Origin of the sequence: Halalkalibacterium halodurans (assembly GCF_005671335.1) — a bacterium.
In the GTDB taxonomy this organism is placed as follows: domain Bacteria; phylum Bacillota; class Bacilli; order Bacillales; family Bacillaceae_D; genus Halalkalibacterium; species Halalkalibacterium halodurans.
Genome location: NZ_CP040441.1, coordinates 3,913,611 through 3,929,762, shown reverse-complemented (window position 1 = coordinate 3,929,762; position 16,152 = coordinate 3,913,611). Strand labels below are relative to the sequence as shown.

The following is a 16,152-nucleotide window of genomic DNA, read 5'->3' as shown; positions in this document are numbered from 1 at the left end:
TATAAAAAGGAGAGAGAAGTGACTTCACACGTTTGGAGGGAATGCAGTGGATCAACAGTCGATTGTCTCGATATTAATGATTCTTGCAACATTCGGTTTATACATTGGGATCTCAATCTATAATCGGGCTCGAGCCACATCCGATTTCTATGTTGCCAGCCGCGGGGTGCCACCATTTTGGAACGGGATGGCCATTGGTGGCGACTGGATGAGTGCAGCCTCCTTTATCGGAATGGCTGGAACCGTGATGATTCTTGGCTATGATGGCCTTGCCTACATAATGGGGTGGACTGGGGGCTATCTGTTTTTAACGTTTTTACTTGCACCTCAGCTTCGCAAATATGGTCGTTATACCGTACCAGAATTTATTGGCGACCGTTATGGGAGCAACACAGCACGTCTGATTGCAGCGATTGCAACGATTATTATTAGCTTTACCTATATTATAGGACAACTGTCAGGGTCGGGCGTTGTGATTGGGAGAATTTTAAACATTCCGGCTATGTATGGCACGATGATTGGGGTTGTCGTCATTGCGATTTATGCCACACTCGGGGGAATGAAAGGGATCACATGGACACAGGTGGCGCAATACATCATTTTAATTGTCGCTTACATTATTCCGATTGTCTTTATGTCGCTTCAATTATCGGGAAACCCTTTTCCGTGGCTGACGTACGGTAATTTCATTTCACAGCTCGATAACCTTGATCGAGAACTGGGGCTGTCGCAAATTCTTCAACCATTTATGGAAAGTGACAAATCTCAGTTTATTGCTCTCATGTTTACGTTAATGGTCGGTACGGCTGCCCTTCCTCACGTCATCGTTCGCTTTTACACAGTCGCAACGATGAAGGCGGCCCGTTGGAGCGGGGCTTGGGCGTTGATTTTTATTGCCCTTCTCTATTTATCAGCCCCGGCATACGCAGCGTTTTCTCGGTTTATTTTAATGACACAAGTGGCAAATCAGCCAATCGATCAGCTTCCAGCATGGACGGAGGCTTGGATTAATACAGGGTTACTTGAGATGGCTGACGCCAACGGAGATGGGATTCTGCAATGGGAAGAGCTAAGAATTAGCAATGATATTGTCGTGATGGCAACTCCGGAAATCGCGAACCTTGGCATGTTTGTCATCGGCCTTGTCGCTGCCGGAGCAATGGCGGCCGCTTTGTCGACAGCAGGAGGGCTCTTGATTACGATTTCCTCCTCCTTCGCCCATGACATTTACTACCGTTTAATGAATCCAAAAGCGAGTGATCAGAAGCGCTTATTGGCTGGGCGAATTGCGATCGTCCTAGCAACAATTGTCGCAGGTGTGGTCGCCCTTGATCCTCCAGGAGTTATTACTCAAATTGTGGCTTGGGCCTTTGGTTTAGCCGGAGGGACATTCTTCCCAGTTCTACTACTCGGTGTTTGGTGGAAGCGTGCGAACGCCAAAGGAGCCATTGCTGGTATGCTTTCGGGCCTTGCGGTAACGCTCGTGTATATTTTCCTTGCGCGCACGGGTACGTTTACTCTCTTTGGCATTCAAGATACTGGAGCAGGTTTAATCGGGGTTCCGGTTAACTTATTCGTAACCATTGTCGTGTCACTCATGACCGCAGCTCCATCACAAAAGCTTCAAGATGAAGTGGTAGACCTCCGTTATCCTGAGCAAATGACGTATAAGGATGGCGAGGTATGGATGGATGAATCTTCCGGAAAATGATTCATTGTTTCAACAAGTTCACAGGCATCCGTTATTCAGTGGAACAACAGATGAAGAATTTGCTGCTCTGATGGATGCTTGTGCGCTTAAAAACTACGAAAAATCAGAAAAAGTCCTTTACTCGAACTCGCCCCGTCATGGACTTCTGCTCATCCTCAAAGGTGTAGCAGAAGTCTTTGTTGCGGGAAGCGACGAACACCAACAGGAGGTCTTGGAAGTTCTAGAGGTAGGGGACATGATCGGTTTTTCGAGCTTGGCCGACTTTTTAGGTGAACAGCCGGAGCATGCTGTCATCCACAATGTGGAAGTACGAACAGTCGAACCTTCCGTCTGTCTTCACATTCCATATTCCGTTATGGAGAGGCGTTGGCATGAGGATACTGTACAGGATTTTATGCTCAGACAGGCAGCCACTAGGCTTCGCGACATTTATCATTCCTTAGCCGAGCAAGTACAGCTTGCGAATAAATGGGGTGAAAGTGAGCCTTTTATCCGCCGCATTCAGGATATGATGACAGAACCAGCGGTGACCGTCCAAGAACAAGCTCTTGTCCAAGAGGTGGCTCGAAAGATAATGGACGAAGGAACGAGTTCTGTGATCGTGTTAAATGATGAAAACAAACTATCAGGGATTATTACTGAAAAAGACCTTGTGGGCCGCGTGATTGCCTCTGGACAAAGCAAGACACAAAAAGCATATGAGGTTATGACAAAAAATCCATATACCATTAGTCGTCACGCGTATTATTATGAAGCAATGTCCATGTTTCTCATGAATAAAATTAAACACTTGCCAGTTGAAGAGGCAGGAAGGCCGCTCGGCATGGTGACATTGTCTGATTTATTGCAAAAGAAAAACCGAGGCACTCTTGAAGTGATTCAAACCATTGAAGAATCAACCATTACATCGATCGGAAATGTGAAAGAAGCGATCCATGACATTCTTTCCACGTTACTGCGGGACGGTGTGCCAACGATCCATATGCTCGAAATGATTACGAAGCTTTATGATCGACTCGTTCAGCATTGTTTGCAGCTGACGATTGATTCGTTTGAGAAGGAAGGCTTAGGAGCTCCTCCAGTTCCGTTTACGTGGTATATGATGGGGAGCAGTGGACGAGGGGAGCAATTTATGCCGACCGACCAAGATCATTTTCTCGTCTATCAAGATACGGAAAAAGAAGAGGGCGCGAAGGTCGCTGATTATTTTAAACGGTTTACTGAGGCTCTCGTTGAAACACTGGAAAAAGCCGGCTACCGGCGGTGTCCTGGGGACATGATGGCAAGCTCCCCGAACTGGTGCGGAAGTCTTTCCATGTGGCGAGATCGTCTCCGTCGTTGGGGGCTCAGGGCAACGAATGATCATATTTTACTAGGTCATAATTTTCTCTCGTTTCGTTATGTCGCTGGCGATGAAGCGTTGCACAACCAATTTCAGCATCTGGTAAAAGACCATTTGGAGCGGTCACGAATTTATTTGTACCGGATGGCAGAGCATGAAAAGGAAATACCGGTCCCTGTACTTGACCATCCGATCCGCGCCTTGTTTCGCGTGAAGCGTGACAAGGTAGACCTGAAAAAACATGCTCTTTTTCCATTCCACCATTGCTTGCAGCTATTAGGGGCACAACAAGGAATTGTTGGCCGTCTTCCCCTCCAGTTCGTGAAAGAATTGTCGAAGGCTGACGTTATTTCCGAGGAAATGAACGAAGAACTATTCGATGCTTATGAAGTCATTTTATCGATACGAGTGAAGCAAGGATTGGAACGTTCTAAAGACAATCGTGAAGGGCCTACGAGCGAAGTGCACGTCCGCCATTTACGTACCCGAGAAAAGGAACAATTAATCCATGCCATAAAGACGATTCGCACGCTTCAGCAGCAAACACTGGCCTCTTTTGGGATGTTCTGAATATGCCATGATCGGTCGGGGAAAGGAGTGAATCCTCTTGTTTTGGAAACGAAAAAAGCTGCCACATGGGTTAGCAGTAGATCCACCGCTTAACACACCAATCTGTCAGTTGGCCTTCACCGTTTTTGATACAGAAACAACGGGCTTTGCTGTCGGAGCAGGGGATCGTTTAATTGAGGTGGCTGCGGTTCATGTCGAAGGGTTAGAGGTAACAGATTTCACGTTTCAGACTTATGTCAACCCGGAGCGCAACATTCCAGCAGAGATTGAAGAATTAACAGGAATTTCTGAAGATAAAGTAAAAAATGCCCCAGCGTCTTTACCTGCGATTGAGTCCTTTTTTCGGTTTGTCGAGCAATCAGGAAGTGCTGCATGGGTTGGACATTATGCTTCTTTTGATGTGACGGTCTTAAAAAAAGAGCTTCAACGCTATCAGTTTTCGTTCAATGTCCCTTTGCTTTTTGATACGTTAGATTTGATTGGTTACATTAGTCCGTCAAAAGATATGCGGGATCTGGAGGTTTACGCTAAGCAATTTGGAACGTATATTTATGAACGGCATCAAGCCCTAGGCGATGCTTTAACAACGGCACACCTTTTTTGTGAGCTCTTACGTCATTTGGAAGCACGAGGGAAAACAACTTTGGCCGATCTCATTGATATTAGCAGTATGACGAACCGAGCGTTATTGTTTTAACGTCCTGCGATTAGCTACGCTTCGCATGCACAGGAGCAAATTAATCTTGTCCCTTGAAAAGATGGTATATATGCCCTCTCTCCCTAATAAACTGTACCAATCACTAACACAGATTTTAGGGAGGCGAGCGGTGTGCACGATTACATCAAAGAGCGGACCATCAAGATAGGCAGGTATATTGTCGAAACGAGAAAAACCGTGCGAACAATCGCAAAGGAATTTGGCGTTTCGAAAAGTACCGTACACAAGGACCTCACTGAACGTTTGCCCGAAATTAATCCAGAGCTAGCAAACGAAGTAAAGGATATCCTTGAGTACCATAAGTCCATTCGCCATCTTCGGGGTGGTGAAGCAACAAAAGTGAAATATAAGAAGGCAAAAGTGTCGGAAGGAGAGGCTGTTAAAACTCGTTTTTAAAATTTCAAAAAAATCAATCCCTGTATGAACAAATTATGTTAAAATGATGAATTAGGTATGAAGAATGATTTAGAACAAAAGGTTTAGTTAATAGGGAGGATCACATCATGTTTGGAAGGGATATAGGGATTGATTTAGGCACCGCAAATGTTTTGATCTACGTAAAGGGGAAAGGCATCGTCTTGAATGAGCCGTCTGTCGTTGCTGTAGAGACATCGACAAACCGCGTATTGGCAGTCGGAGATGAAGCGTTCCGCATGGTCGGACGAACACCAGGAAATATTGTTGCCGTACGTCCTTTGAAGGATGGGGTTATCGCCAACTTTGAACTGACGGAATCTATGCTTAAACACTTTTTGAATAAAATGAAAGTGAAAAGCGCATTCTCTAAACCCCGTATTTTAATTTGCTGCCCGACGAACATTACGTCTGTCGAACAGAAAGCGATACGGCAAGCAGCAGAAAAAAGCGGAGGAAAGAACGTCTATTTGGAGGAAGAACCAAAAGTAGCAGCGATTGGAGCGGGGATGGATATTTTCCAACCAAGCGGGAACATGGTCGTAGACATTGGTGGTGGTACAACCGATGTGGCTGTTTTATCCATGGGAGATATCGTCACCGCCTCCTCCATCAAAGTGGCGGGAGACCGGATGGATTCGGAAATTTTAAATTATGTGAAAAAAGAGTACAAGCTGTTGATCGGGGAACGGACGGCAGAAAACATCAAAAAAGAAGTTGCAACAGTATTTCCTGATGCTCGTTATGAAGAAATTGACATTCGCGGTCGCGATATGGTGAGTGGACTTCCAAGAACGATTACGGTAAACTCAAAGGAGATACAAGAAGCATTAGCGGAAGCAGTGTCATACATAGTTCAGGCTTCAAAGCAAGTGCTCGAGCAAACGCCTCCAGAGCTCTCTGCGGACATTATTGATCGCGGTGTTATCTTAACTGGTGGTGGCGCATTACTCCACGGAATCGATCAACTCTTATCGGAAGAATTAAGAGTTCCTGTCCTTGTGGCAGAAGACCCGATGGATTGTGTAGCGAAAGGGACAGGCATTATTCTTGAAAACTTGGATCGGATGTCAAGTAAGAAAGTTCGTATATAATCATGGCGAAATTTGTCTAGATGGAACGACGATTGTAGATCGCTCAGTTCGTTCCTAATGAATGGGAGGATTGGAACATGCTTCGTGGACTATGGGGTGCAGCTGCCGGGATGATTACGCAGCAACAACGTCAAGAGATGTTAACAAATAATTTAGCCAATGTGAACACACCTGGGTATAAAGCGGATCAGGCAGCGATACGTGCATTTCCGAATATGTTAATTGCCGCAATGAACACGGGGAATGTTCCGAAAGGGGTTGCTCCCGTCATTGGGGAGTTAACGACTGGAGTGTACTTGCAAGAGCGAATGCCCAACTTTCGCCAAGGTGATTTAGTAGAAACGCAAAATAATACGGATGTTGCACTATTGCAAGGGGTTATGCCAACGAATGAAGAAAACGGTCAGCCTTGGGCGCTCTTCTACACTGTGCAGAATGAGAACGGCGAGGTTCGCTACACTCGTAATGGAAACTTCACTGTGGACGGGGACGGCTTTTTAACAACGGGCGATGGCTTTTATGTTCTCGGAACAGATGGAAACCCATTGCAAGTAAACAATGAATGGTTCAATGTAGATGGCGATGGGATGATTACCGATGAGGCAGGTGCCGCCATCGGACAGATTAACGTCGTCGTGGCTGAAGATCCGATGCAACTCGTAAAAGAAGGAAATGGCCTTCTTCGCTTTGAAGGAGACGGAGAGTTGCCAACAGGGGTCGGTAACGCGGCTGTTAATTACCAATTGCAACAAGGCTTTATTGAACGTTCAAATGTAGATGCGGCTCAAACGATGACGGACATGATGCAAGCCTATCGCACGTTCGAAGCAAATCAACAGGTCCTTCGTGCGTACGATGAGAGCCTCGGAAAAGCCGTAAATGAAGTGGGACGTATTGGGTAGAAAAGGAAATTACTTGCTTGAAATAAGGAGTTCACAAACATGAATTTATCGATGATTTCAGCATCTGTCACAATGGGAGAGCTTCAAAAAAAGCTTGATACACTATCACATAATATCGCAAACTCGAATACGACAGGCTATAAACGGCGAGAAGCATCATTTTCTGACTTGTTATTCCAACAGGTGAATACGAATAAAGCAACCCAATATGAAACGGGTCGATTGACCCCAAACGGTATTCGTGTCGGTTCAGGAGCGAAAGTAAGCCAGACAGCTCTACGCATGGAGCAAGGGACACTCACGACAACCGACCGTGCTCTTGACTTTGCCATTGCCAATCCGTCCTCTTTTTTTGAAATTGAGACGGTTGTGGACGGAAATCCCGTTACACGTCTGACTCGAGATGGAGCTTTTTACTTAACGGCTAACCCTAACAATGACAACTTGCTTCAGCTTGTTACGCAAAACGGCGATTATTTGTTAGATAGTGCCGGGAATCGCATTAACATTCCGGCTACATTTGAAGAGATTACGTTAACCGATCAAGGGACGCTCCAAGTGACCATGCCGAATGGTGCGACCGTTCAAGCGGCACAGTTGCAGCTCATTCAAGTGATGAAGCCACAACTTCTTGAGGCTGTCGGCGGAAATATGTTTCAACTTCCTGACTTAGCGGCGTTAGGCTTTGCAGAGAATGAGGTCTACGCAGCGGTCGGTGCAGGTGGCGGTGCAGTGGTGCAGGGCACACTTGAAGGTTCAAACGTTGATATTGGCCGAGAGATGACAGATTTGATTGAGACACAACGGAATTATCAGTTTAATGCCCGCTCTGTGAGCATGGCCGATCAAATGATGGGGCTTGTGAACGGACTACGTCGTTAATCACAGAGCGACTCATCGAAAGCTGTTCCTTCTGGCTCAGCGGGTAGGATTAGGCACAACATGTTTAAGAGCTGGACAGCGCTTGTCACCTAAAAAATAGGTGCCTTGCGCTTTTGTATTTTCTAATAATTAAGGGAGATTCACGTCATGATTGATCAAACTGAAACGAAAGCCGCGCCAACTAAAAATGGGAAAAAAGCGAGTCGGATTGAAAAGCGTAAGGCCAAACGGCAAGAGAAAACATCAAAACGAAAAGTCGGGAACCGCAAAGCTCGCATTCGTGCATTTCCGATTTGGCTCCGCCTGATTGTCGTTCTATTCCTCATCGCCGCAAGTGCAGTTCTCGGTCTAATATTTGGGTACGGAGTCATAGGTGGAGGCGCCCCATTAGATGCACTGAGTCCTGATACATGGCGTCATATTCTTGATATTATTGAGGGAGTAGAATAAACTCCCTTTTTCGTTTGCCCGTATACACGGTAACGACACGTCGCAAGTAGGACTTGATAACGTGGTCGTGGTATAATAACGAAATAAATCGATTCGAAAGGTGGTTCTCTATGCTTACCATTGAAGACATTAAAAAAATTATTCCACATCGCTACCCGTTTTTACTCATTGACCGTTTAGAGGAATTAGAAGACGGAAAGCGAGCGGTAGGGATTAAAAATGTAACGGTAAACGAAGACTTTTTTAACGGTCATTTTCCAGATTATCCTGTGATGCCTGGGGTTTTAATTGTGGAAGCGTTGGCACAAGTAGGAGCATGCGCGATCTTAAACGTAGAAGAAAATAAAGGCAAGCTTGCCTTTTTTGCCGGAATCGATAATTGCCGCTTCAAGGAACAAGTGAAGCCAGGTGATCAGCTTCGTTTGGAAGTGGAGATTGTACGTATGAAAGGTCCGGTCGGTAAAGGACGTGGCGTTGCGTCTGTAAATGGGAAAACAGTGGCGGAAACGGATTTAATGTTCGCCATTAAATAATCCCCTTCTGGTCTTTTATTTTAGTGAAATTGAGACATTATGGCCACGCTCAATGAGGTTAGGGCACTTCGTCGCCATACATATCAATAACATGCTAAAAACACGGCAACCCTTGTGATAACAAGGACTAGCTGTGTTTTTTTGAGTACGGATTTATGGGAAACTGTGAGAGACAGTGAAAAGTTAGGAAGAGAATTCCGAAAAACCACGCATTTCATAGACGTAGACGAATATCCTTGCTAAGATACACACAGACTAACAGCAAAGCAACATCAAGTTAGTCAATTACTGTATCAGGGGGTTTTTTAAAATGAAAAAGAAAGTATTGATGACTACTGCTTCTGCAGTATTAGCATTAGGCGTACTTGCTGCGTGTGGAGAACCAGTTGAAGAAGGCGATATGCAAGAAGATCCAGCAGGTGTAGAAGATCCAGCAGGTGTAGAGGATCCAGCAGCTGATCTTGAAGAGGATCCAGCAGCCGATCTTGAAGAAGATCCAGCAGCTGACCTTGAAGAAGAACCAGCAGATGATCTTGACCAAGAGCTTGAGCTTGAAGAAGAAGCTGACGAAGACGAAGAAGCTGGCCAATAATTAAAAAAACGCAGCACCTAACATGCACCTTTTTGGAAAGGGAGATGGACCGTTAAATCGGACTGTCTCCTTTTTCTTATGTTAAAAATATGCTATCTTCTTAGGAGAGCCTTGAAACGAAATAGAATGTAGCATATTAGTAACCAATGGTTATAAGAAAGGGAGAAAGAGATGAGTACAAAGGATGGGCAAGCCAAAGAAAGGATCTTAAAAGCAGCAGAAGAACTATTTCAAGTGAAGGGGTACCATCAAGTAACTGTTCGTGAAATTGCTCGTAAAGCTGGGTGTTCCCATACGAGCATTTATGTTTATTATGGAGAGAAGCGTAAACTGCTTGAGTTGTTGGCAAAAAAGCCGCTCAACGAGTTACGAGAGGATGTGAGGCAAATTCTCACCAAGTCATCGGTGACACCATCGGATCGGCTTGTTGGCCTTGCCAAACGGTTTGTTCATTTCGGTTTGGTTCACCGCAATTTATATGAAGCCTTTCTTCATGCAGAAGCGACACGTGTTGATATTCCGACAACACTTTGGGAGCTTAACGACATTCGCATGCAGTTGTTTGACATGCTAAAGAAGGCGGTTGCATTAAATCATCAACCATGGAATGAGGAGCGGGTCGTTTCACTAAGCAGGATGCTGTACTACGCATTACACGGGATGATCATGACGTATAAAGATTCAGATGAATCGATTCGTTCGATCGAAAGGCGAGTTCTGCCGATTGTCGAGCAGACCGTCCATGTTTTCTTGAAAGGGGCAATACAGTCATGACAAGTCATTCATCGTCTCCGCGCATTAAATATAGAGGGAAAATCTCCTACTCCACTTGATGAGCAGGGGAACGACAGGCGGCGACTCCTGCGTGAAAAGCAAAAAGCGGAAGATCGCCGAGAGTGGGGGCCTCGAGGAAGCTGGAGATTTGCCTGCCGCAAAGAAAACACGACGAATGCAAACAAAGGGTGCGTGAGTCGATGTTGCACTTGTGCCTGTGGTGTGAGCTTTAGCCAAGTTGCGATTTCTAAAACGAATCAGAAAAGCTGCCTCAAAAGATAGACTTTTGAGACAGCCTCGATTTTTCTCTTTATTCGTTTGTTACAAGCTCAAGATCAACGGGGATAAACTCTTCAACATCGTCTCCGCTAAGAACAGAGAATGCTGTTGCAACCGCAGTCTCACCAATAAGCGTTGGTTGTTGAGCGACCGTACCCGCTAAACGACCAGCTTCCACAGCAGCTACTGCGTCGTCTGTTGCATCAAAGCCGACAATGACAATGTCATCACGACCAGCAGCATCGATCGCTTCAAGGGCACCTAGTGCCATTTCGTCATTGTGAGCAAATACACCTGTAATCTCAGGGTTGCTTTGCAAAATGTTTTCCATGACGGTTAGTCCTTCGGCACGGTTAAAGTTGGCTGTTTGTTTTGCTGCCACTTCAAGGCTACCTTCTGCAACGTTGTGGAAGCCTTCTCCGCGCTCACGAGCAGCAGAGGAGCCAGGAATTCCTTCAAGCTCAGCTACTTCGGCACCTTCGCCTACAAGCTCTTTTAGAAGCTCTCCAGCCATTTCACCACCAGCGACGTTGTCAGAGGCAATATGGGATACGACTTCTCCGCCTTCTGCGCCACGGTCAACGGTAATAACAGGGATTCCCGCCGCATTCGCAGCCGCGATGGCAGACGTAACGGAAGTAGAATCGGTAGGGTTGATTAAAATTAGGTCAACCCCGCGTTGGATTAAGTCTTCCACGTCACTAATTTGCTTTGCATCGTCATCTTGTGCATCAACTGTAATTAGATCAACTCCAAGTTCCTCAGCTTTCGCTTCTGCTCCCTCTTGAAGGGTTACGAAGAATGGATTATTAAGTGTAGAGATGGAAAGACCAACCGTGAAGTCGCCGTCCCCTCCTTCACTTGTACCTCCTTCAGCATTTCCTTCATCCACTGGGGACTCGGTCGAGCACGCGACCATGAATGCCGCAAGTGCTACTAGCATCATCCAAAGTAATCCTTTTTTCATTTCAACCTCTCCTTTACGCTGATTTTCTACGATCCAATAAGACCGCGAGTAAAATGACACTCCCTTTGACAACTTGCTGGAAAAATGAGCTTACGCCCAACAAGTTCAGTCCATTGTTTAGGACTCCTATGATCAAGGCACCGATTAAGGTACCGACGATCCAACCTCGGCCTCCCGTTAAGCTCGTCCCACCAAGGACAACGGCAGCAATCGCATCAAGCTCATACATGCTTCCAGCAGTAGGCTGAGCCGAATATAAACGGGAGGTTAAAATCATACCGGCAAGGGCCGATAAAAAGCCGGTTAATGAGTAGACATAAATTTTGATTCGGTCTACTTTAATCCCTGATAAGATCGCCGCTTCTTGGTTACCACCAACAGCATACACGCGACGACCGAACGTCGTTTTCTTTAAAATGAGGTAAAGAATGATGAAGCTAATGATCATTGTCACGGCAGGAACCGGAATTCCGAAGAAATATCCTCTGCCGAGCATTTCAAACATCGTCGACGACTCAAATCCTGAAATCGGACGACCATCGGTAAACACGAGTGTGAGACCTCGATAAATCGTCATCGTCGCCAATGTGGCAATAAAAGGGGCTACCTTCCCTTTGGAAATCACCAATCCGTTAATCGCACCAAAGAGAGTACCGGCCAATAGACCGATCAGAACGGCTAAGATCGGATCGACGCTGTTGACCATTAACCATGCTGTGACAGCACTGGACAGAGCGAGAATGGCCCCAACGGATAAATCAATCCCGCCTGTTAAAATAACAAAGGTCATCCCGAAGGCAATTAAGGCGTTGATCGACACTTGCCGTAAGACGTTCATAATATTTGATAATGAGAGGAAATCAGGGTTTAAGAAACTAATAATTAAAACGATAAAAAACAATCCTATAAACGGTCCAATAGTAGTAAGCAGCGACTTTATTTGTTTATTGTCGGACATGTTTATCCCCTCCTGTGGCGTAATGCATGATCGTCTCCTCTGAGAGCTCGTCCCGCTCAAGGATGTGCATCAGCTTTCCTTCAAACATGACAGCCACTCGTGTACTTAGGCCAATGACTTCTGGCAATTCGGAAGAGACCATGATAATGGCCACTCCTTGTTTAGCGAGTTCATTCATAATCGTGTAAATTTCTTTTTTCGCACCAACATCCACTCCGCGGGTAGGCTCATCCAAAATTAAAATTTTCGGCTCGATCCCAAGCCACTTGGCAATGACGATCTTTTGCTGATTGCCACCACTTAGTGACTTTGCTTGTTGCGAAGGGCCAGACGCCTTCACGTGGAGCTTTTTCGCGAGCTCTTCGTAGAGTGAACGTTCCTTTTCACTGGAGATCCAGCTTGAGGTCGAAATGCGTGATAGATTCGTTAAGCTAATGTTGTCTCGAATGGAAAAATCAACGATTAACCCTTTTGACTTGCGATCTTCCGAAACAAAGCCGATGCCTTGGGCGATCGCTTGATCCGGTCCTTTAATCGCCGCTTGCTTTCCATCGATCCACACTTCCCCGCTGTCAGCCTTCCGATAGCCGAAAATCGTTTCCACAAGCTCAGAGCGTCCAGCCCCCATGAGCCCGGAAATGCCGAGAATTTCACCGGCCCTGACGGAAAGGGAAACGTTTTCAAATTCGCCAGCACGAGTCAAATGTTTAATTTCAAGCTTGACGTCACCTGGCGTGAGTGTATGTTCAGGGAAGCGATTACCTAATGCGCGGCCGACCATCATTTTCACGATTTCATCGAAGCTCGTCTCGGCAATGACTTTTGTCCCAACATATTCACCATCACGAAGCACCGTAATCCGTTGACAGAGAGAGAAGATTTCCTCCATCCGGTGGGAAATGTAGACGAACGTTACACCTTTTTTTTGCAACTCGCGAACGGTGGCAAAAAGGGTGTCAATTTCCCGATCGGTAAGCGCCGCAGTCGGTTCATCCATGATAATAATATCGGCATTCGTCATCAATGCTTTTGCAATTTCAATGAGCTGTTGTTTTCCGACCGACAGATTCCCTGCGCGCTCAGTGCCTTTCACCTTTAATCCGAGCTCAGCCAATTTCTCTTCTGCGAGCCGATTCATTTCTTTCGACTTAATCCAGCCCGTTTTTCCGTAGGTACGTTCTTTGCCGACAAACAGATTTTCAGCAACCGTTAGCTCGGGAAGAATGTTTAGCTCTTGGTGGATAACCGCAAGCCCGTCCGCTTCCGCTTCTTTCGGGTGCTTGTAATGGACCTCACGTCCTTTAATTTTTACCGTTCCGCTGTCTCGTTCATAAATGCCGGTTAAGATCTTCATTAACGTGGACTTTCCAGCGCCATTTTCACCCATAAGGGCGTGGATTTCCCCTTTTTCTAGGGTGAATGAGACATCCTTTAACACTGGGTTGCCACTAAATGATTTATGGATGCCAGTCATTTCAACGATCAAAGGTGTCACCCCCTTAAAAAATCACGCCAGATCGTAGGATCACATTCGCATACGGTGTAACCTCTCCTGTGCGGATCACCGCTTTCGCCTTGCATGTCGTACCTTTAAACTGTTCATGAGGTAGGTAATGGATCGGAATGTTCGTTCCGGTTAAGGCGCGATGTACGGCGGGGTTTTGCTCCTTTACTTCTTCTGCCGCAATCAACCCTTCCACTTCCATATCGGCTAAAATCTCTGCAAGCACTTCCACAAAGCTCGGAACACCTTGCTTTAACGAAACGTCAATACATTCCACATCCTCGGGAATCGGTAAGCCGCAGTCGGCGATAACAATTTGATCTGTATGTCCTAACGAAGCTAGAACCCTAGCAATATCTCGATTTAAAACACCATGCTTTTTCATATTATCCTCCTTGCTGTTGCAAAAACGATTGGACTTGCGCCTTTGTTGGCATGCCGCCTTGTGCACCGAACGACTGCACGGACAGTGCCGCCGCTGCATTGGCGAATCGAACAGCTTCTTTTACCGTGCCCCCACCTAGCGCAACGGCGAAGGCGCCATTAAATGTATCTCCCGCACCTGTCGTATCGACAGGTTCTACGCGAAAGCTCTCCACCTGAACCTGTTCATCGTTTTCATAAAACTGAACGCCATCTGCCCCTTTGGTCATGATCAATTTTTGACGAAGGTTAGCGTCTGGCTCATCGCCAAACAGCTGCAAGCACTCATTTTCATTCGGCGTTATATACGTTGCATCCGTCCAAGTCGCATCCTGTAGCTTCTGAGCGGGCGCTGGATTAAGAACCGTCGTCACGTGATGTTTCGCACAAAATTCAAGCACATAGGCGACGGTCTCGAGTGGTATTTCAAGCTGCAAAAGAACGACATCACTAGCGGCTAACTCCTGCTCAAAGGCTGCCACATAATCCGGGGTGACATGCTCGTTTGCCCCTTTTGTGACAATGATTCGGTTATCCCGGTCCGATAATAGGATGGTGGCAACACCAGAGGTGCAATCTGTAACCGGTTTCACACTGTCGGTGATAATCCCTTCCTTGGCCAAGTTCTCTGTGAGGACATGGCCAAACGGATCGTCCCCCACACGCCCGATCATACGCACATTGGCGCCAAGTCGTGCGGCTGCTACCGCCTGGTTGGCCCCCTTTCCGCCTGGAACGGTGCGGAAATCTTTACCGAGGACCGTTTCTCCTTGAACCGGTACAACATCCGTTATGGTGACCATATCCATATTGATGCTACCGACAACAGTAATGTTAGGCGTTTTCACTATTTTCGCCCCCTTTTGTCGTTTCGCGGACGACTAATTTTGTTGGAATTTCGTATCGATACGTATCAAGTGGTTTCTTTTCGATTTGTTTAATGAGCAAACGCGTCGAGACAGCGCCTAGATCATAAATCGGCTGTTCAACCGTTGTTAATGATGGCACGAGCATGTTCCCTAACGGAATGCCGTCAAAGCCAACAATTTGTAAATCATCAGGAATTCGCTTGCCCATCATATGAGCAGCCTTCATAGCGCCTGCAGCCACAACGTCACTACTAGCAAAAATACCATCAATGGTCGGGTGTGTTTCAAGCAGGGCCCTCGTTACCTTCTGAGCTTCATCGATATGAAAGTCAGCGCTTACGACAATATTGGCTACTTCTTGTTCCTCAACGACTTCTTTAAAGCCTTCATAGCGATCCTCCGCAGGAGTAACCCCTTTTGGTCCACGAATATGAGCGATAAATTGGCAGCCTTGTTCAAGTAAATGTTCTGTCGCCAATCTCGCCCCCGCCTTATTTTGCGATGCGACGAGGGGGATGTTTTCGTTTACATACCGGTCAAGGGCGACCATTGGGATGTTGAGCTGTTCATATTCCTTATACGGGAGAAAGCTCGTCGTCAAAATGACCCCATCCACATATTTTTGCTTGAGGGCTTGCAAGTACTTGCGCTCTTTTTCGATTTCTTCATCTGTATTGCAAAGAACGACCGTATAGCCATAAGTCGAGGCTACATCCTCCACTGCACGAGCTAGCTCAGGGAAAAAAGGGTTGGAAATGTCCGGAATCAGCAGTCCGATCATTCCAGACGTCTTATGGTAGAGCGACCGTGCAACGGAACTCGGTTGATAGTTCAATTCTTTTATCGCCTGTAAAACGGCTTCTTCTGCTTCCTTGCTCACATAGCCTTTTTTATTAAGGACTCTGGAAACAGTGGCGACTGAAACCTTTGCATGCTTTGCTACATCTCGTATGGTTGTCATGTTCATCCCGCCTATATGTGTAACCGGTTACAGATATCATAAAATGAAACCGAGTCTTTGTCAATAGTTGTTTTTAATAGGAAGTGAAATGGAAGAAGAGTGTGATATTTGTGTAGAATAATCAAAAGAAACATGCCATGAGTGAGGAAAACGAATGAAAGCATTTCAAATTCATTGTTCGCCATGAGCCTATAATGGGTACTTCAAAA

17 protein-coding genes are annotated in these 16,152 nt (G+C 46.1%); 11 read left to right on the top strand and 6 right to left on the bottom strand.

All coding sequences use genetic code 11. The features are described 5' to 3' along the window. Positions 1–46 precede the first annotated feature (46 nt). The 11 genes from FED51_RS19140 (at position 47) to FED51_RS19090 (ending at position 9,982) form a co-directional block, all read left to right on the top strand. Positions 47–1,711: a sodium:solute symporter family protein gene (locus tag FED51_RS19140; protein WP_053430170.1), complete on the top strand. Its 1,665-nt coding sequence runs from the start codon at positions 47–49 to the stop codon at positions 1,709–1,711. After that, positions 1,674–3,623, top strand: a complete 1,950-nt coding sequence (locus FED51_RS19135) for a CBS domain-containing protein (protein ID WP_233443857.1) — start codon at positions 1,674–1,676, stop codon at positions 3,621–3,623. Before FED51_RS19140 ends, FED51_RS19135 begins: the two co-directional genes overlap by 38 nt. A 37-nt stretch (positions 3,624–3,660) precedes the next feature. Continuing rightward, complete coding sequence (locus tag FED51_RS19130; protein WP_083445439.1) at positions 3,661–4,320, top strand: 3'-5' exonuclease; 660 nt, start codon at positions 3,661–3,663, stop codon at positions 4,318–4,320. A 132-nt stretch (positions 4,321–4,452) separates the two neighbouring features. Further along, positions 4,453–4,737, top strand: a complete 285-nt coding sequence (gene spoIIID, locus FED51_RS19125; RefSeq protein WP_053430173.1) for a sporulation transcriptional regulator SpoIIID — start codon at positions 4,453–4,455, stop codon at positions 4,735–4,737. 107 nt (positions 4,738–4,844) lie between these two features. Next, entirely contained in the window at positions 4,845–5,849 is a 1,005-nt protein-coding gene (gene mreB, locus FED51_RS19120) for a rod shape-determining protein (protein ID WP_010899864.1), read from the top strand. Between the two features lie 77 nt (positions 5,850–5,926). Further along, entirely contained in the window at positions 5,927–6,751 is an 825-nt protein-coding gene (locus FED51_RS19115; protein ID WP_053430174.1) for a flagellar hook-basal body protein, read from the top strand. Positions 6,752–6,790: 39 nt separating this feature from the next. Beyond that, positions 6,791–7,633, top strand: coding sequence for a flagellar hook-basal body protein (locus FED51_RS19110; RefSeq protein ID WP_053430175.1), 843 nt, complete (start codon positions 6,791–6,793; stop codon positions 7,631–7,633). Between the two features lie 147 nt (positions 7,634–7,780). Next, positions 7,781–8,083 carry a DNA-directed RNA polymerase subunit beta gene (locus FED51_RS19105; protein ID WP_010899861.1) on the top strand — a complete coding sequence of 101 codons (303 nt, stop codon included), beginning with the start codon at positions 7,781–7,783 and terminating at the stop codon, positions 8,081–8,083. A gap of 110 nt (positions 8,084–8,193) precedes the next feature. Next, the gene (gene fabZ, locus FED51_RS19100) at positions 8,194–8,616 is read left to right on the top strand and encodes a 3-hydroxyacyl-ACP dehydratase FabZ (protein ID WP_010899860.1); all 423 of its coding nucleotides are present in this window, start codon (positions 8,194–8,196) and stop codon (positions 8,614–8,616) included. A 310-nt stretch (positions 8,617–8,926) separates the two neighbouring features. Beyond that, entirely contained in the window at positions 8,927–9,208 is a 282-nt protein-coding gene (locus FED51_RS19095; RefSeq protein WP_053430176.1) for a hypothetical protein, read from the top strand. Positions 9,209–9,379: 171 nt separating this feature from the next. Continuing rightward, a complete protein-coding gene (locus FED51_RS19090) occupies positions 9,380–9,982 on the top strand; it encodes a TetR/AcrR family transcriptional regulator (RefSeq protein ID WP_053430177.1) in 603 nt (200 codons plus the stop codon). A gap of 310 nt (positions 9,983–10,292) precedes the next feature. On the opposite strand, the gene rbsB is transcribed toward FED51_RS19090, so the two are convergent. Genes rbsB through FED51_RS19060 form a run of 6 tightly spaced genes read right to left on the bottom strand, consistent with a single transcriptional unit; the run spans position 10,293 to position 15,943 of the window. Beyond that, entirely contained in the window at positions 10,293–11,228 is a 936-nt protein-coding gene (gene rbsB, locus FED51_RS19085; RefSeq protein WP_010899857.1) for a ribose ABC transporter substrate-binding protein RbsB, read from the bottom strand. A gap of 13 nt (positions 11,229–11,241) precedes the next feature. After that, positions 11,242–12,186 carry an ABC transporter permease subunit gene (locus FED51_RS19080; protein ID WP_010899856.1) on the bottom strand — a complete coding sequence of 315 codons (945 nt, stop codon included), beginning with the start codon at positions 12,184–12,186 and terminating at the stop codon, positions 11,242–11,244. Then, positions 12,173–13,672, bottom strand: a complete 1,500-nt coding sequence (locus tag FED51_RS19075) for a sugar ABC transporter ATP-binding protein (protein ID WP_010899855.1) — start codon at positions 13,670–13,672, stop codon at positions 12,173–12,175. Before FED51_RS19075 ends, FED51_RS19080 begins: the two co-directional genes overlap by 14 nt. A gap of 13 nt (positions 13,673–13,685) precedes the next feature. Further along, complete coding sequence (gene rbsD / locus FED51_RS19070) at positions 13,686–14,075, bottom strand: D-ribose pyranase (protein WP_053430178.1); 390 nt, start codon at positions 14,073–14,075, stop codon at positions 13,686–13,688. 1 nt (position 14,076) lies between these two features. Then, on the bottom strand, positions 14,077–14,961 hold the full coding sequence (gene rbsK / locus FED51_RS19065) for a ribokinase (protein WP_053430179.1): 885 nt from the start codon (positions 14,959–14,961) through the stop codon (positions 14,077–14,079). Continuing rightward, a complete protein-coding gene (locus tag FED51_RS19060; protein ID WP_010899852.1) occupies positions 14,948–15,943 on the bottom strand; it encodes a LacI family DNA-binding transcriptional regulator in 996 nt (331 codons plus the stop codon). Before FED51_RS19060 ends, rbsK begins: the two co-directional genes overlap by 14 nt. Positions 15,944–16,152 lie beyond the last annotated feature (209 nt).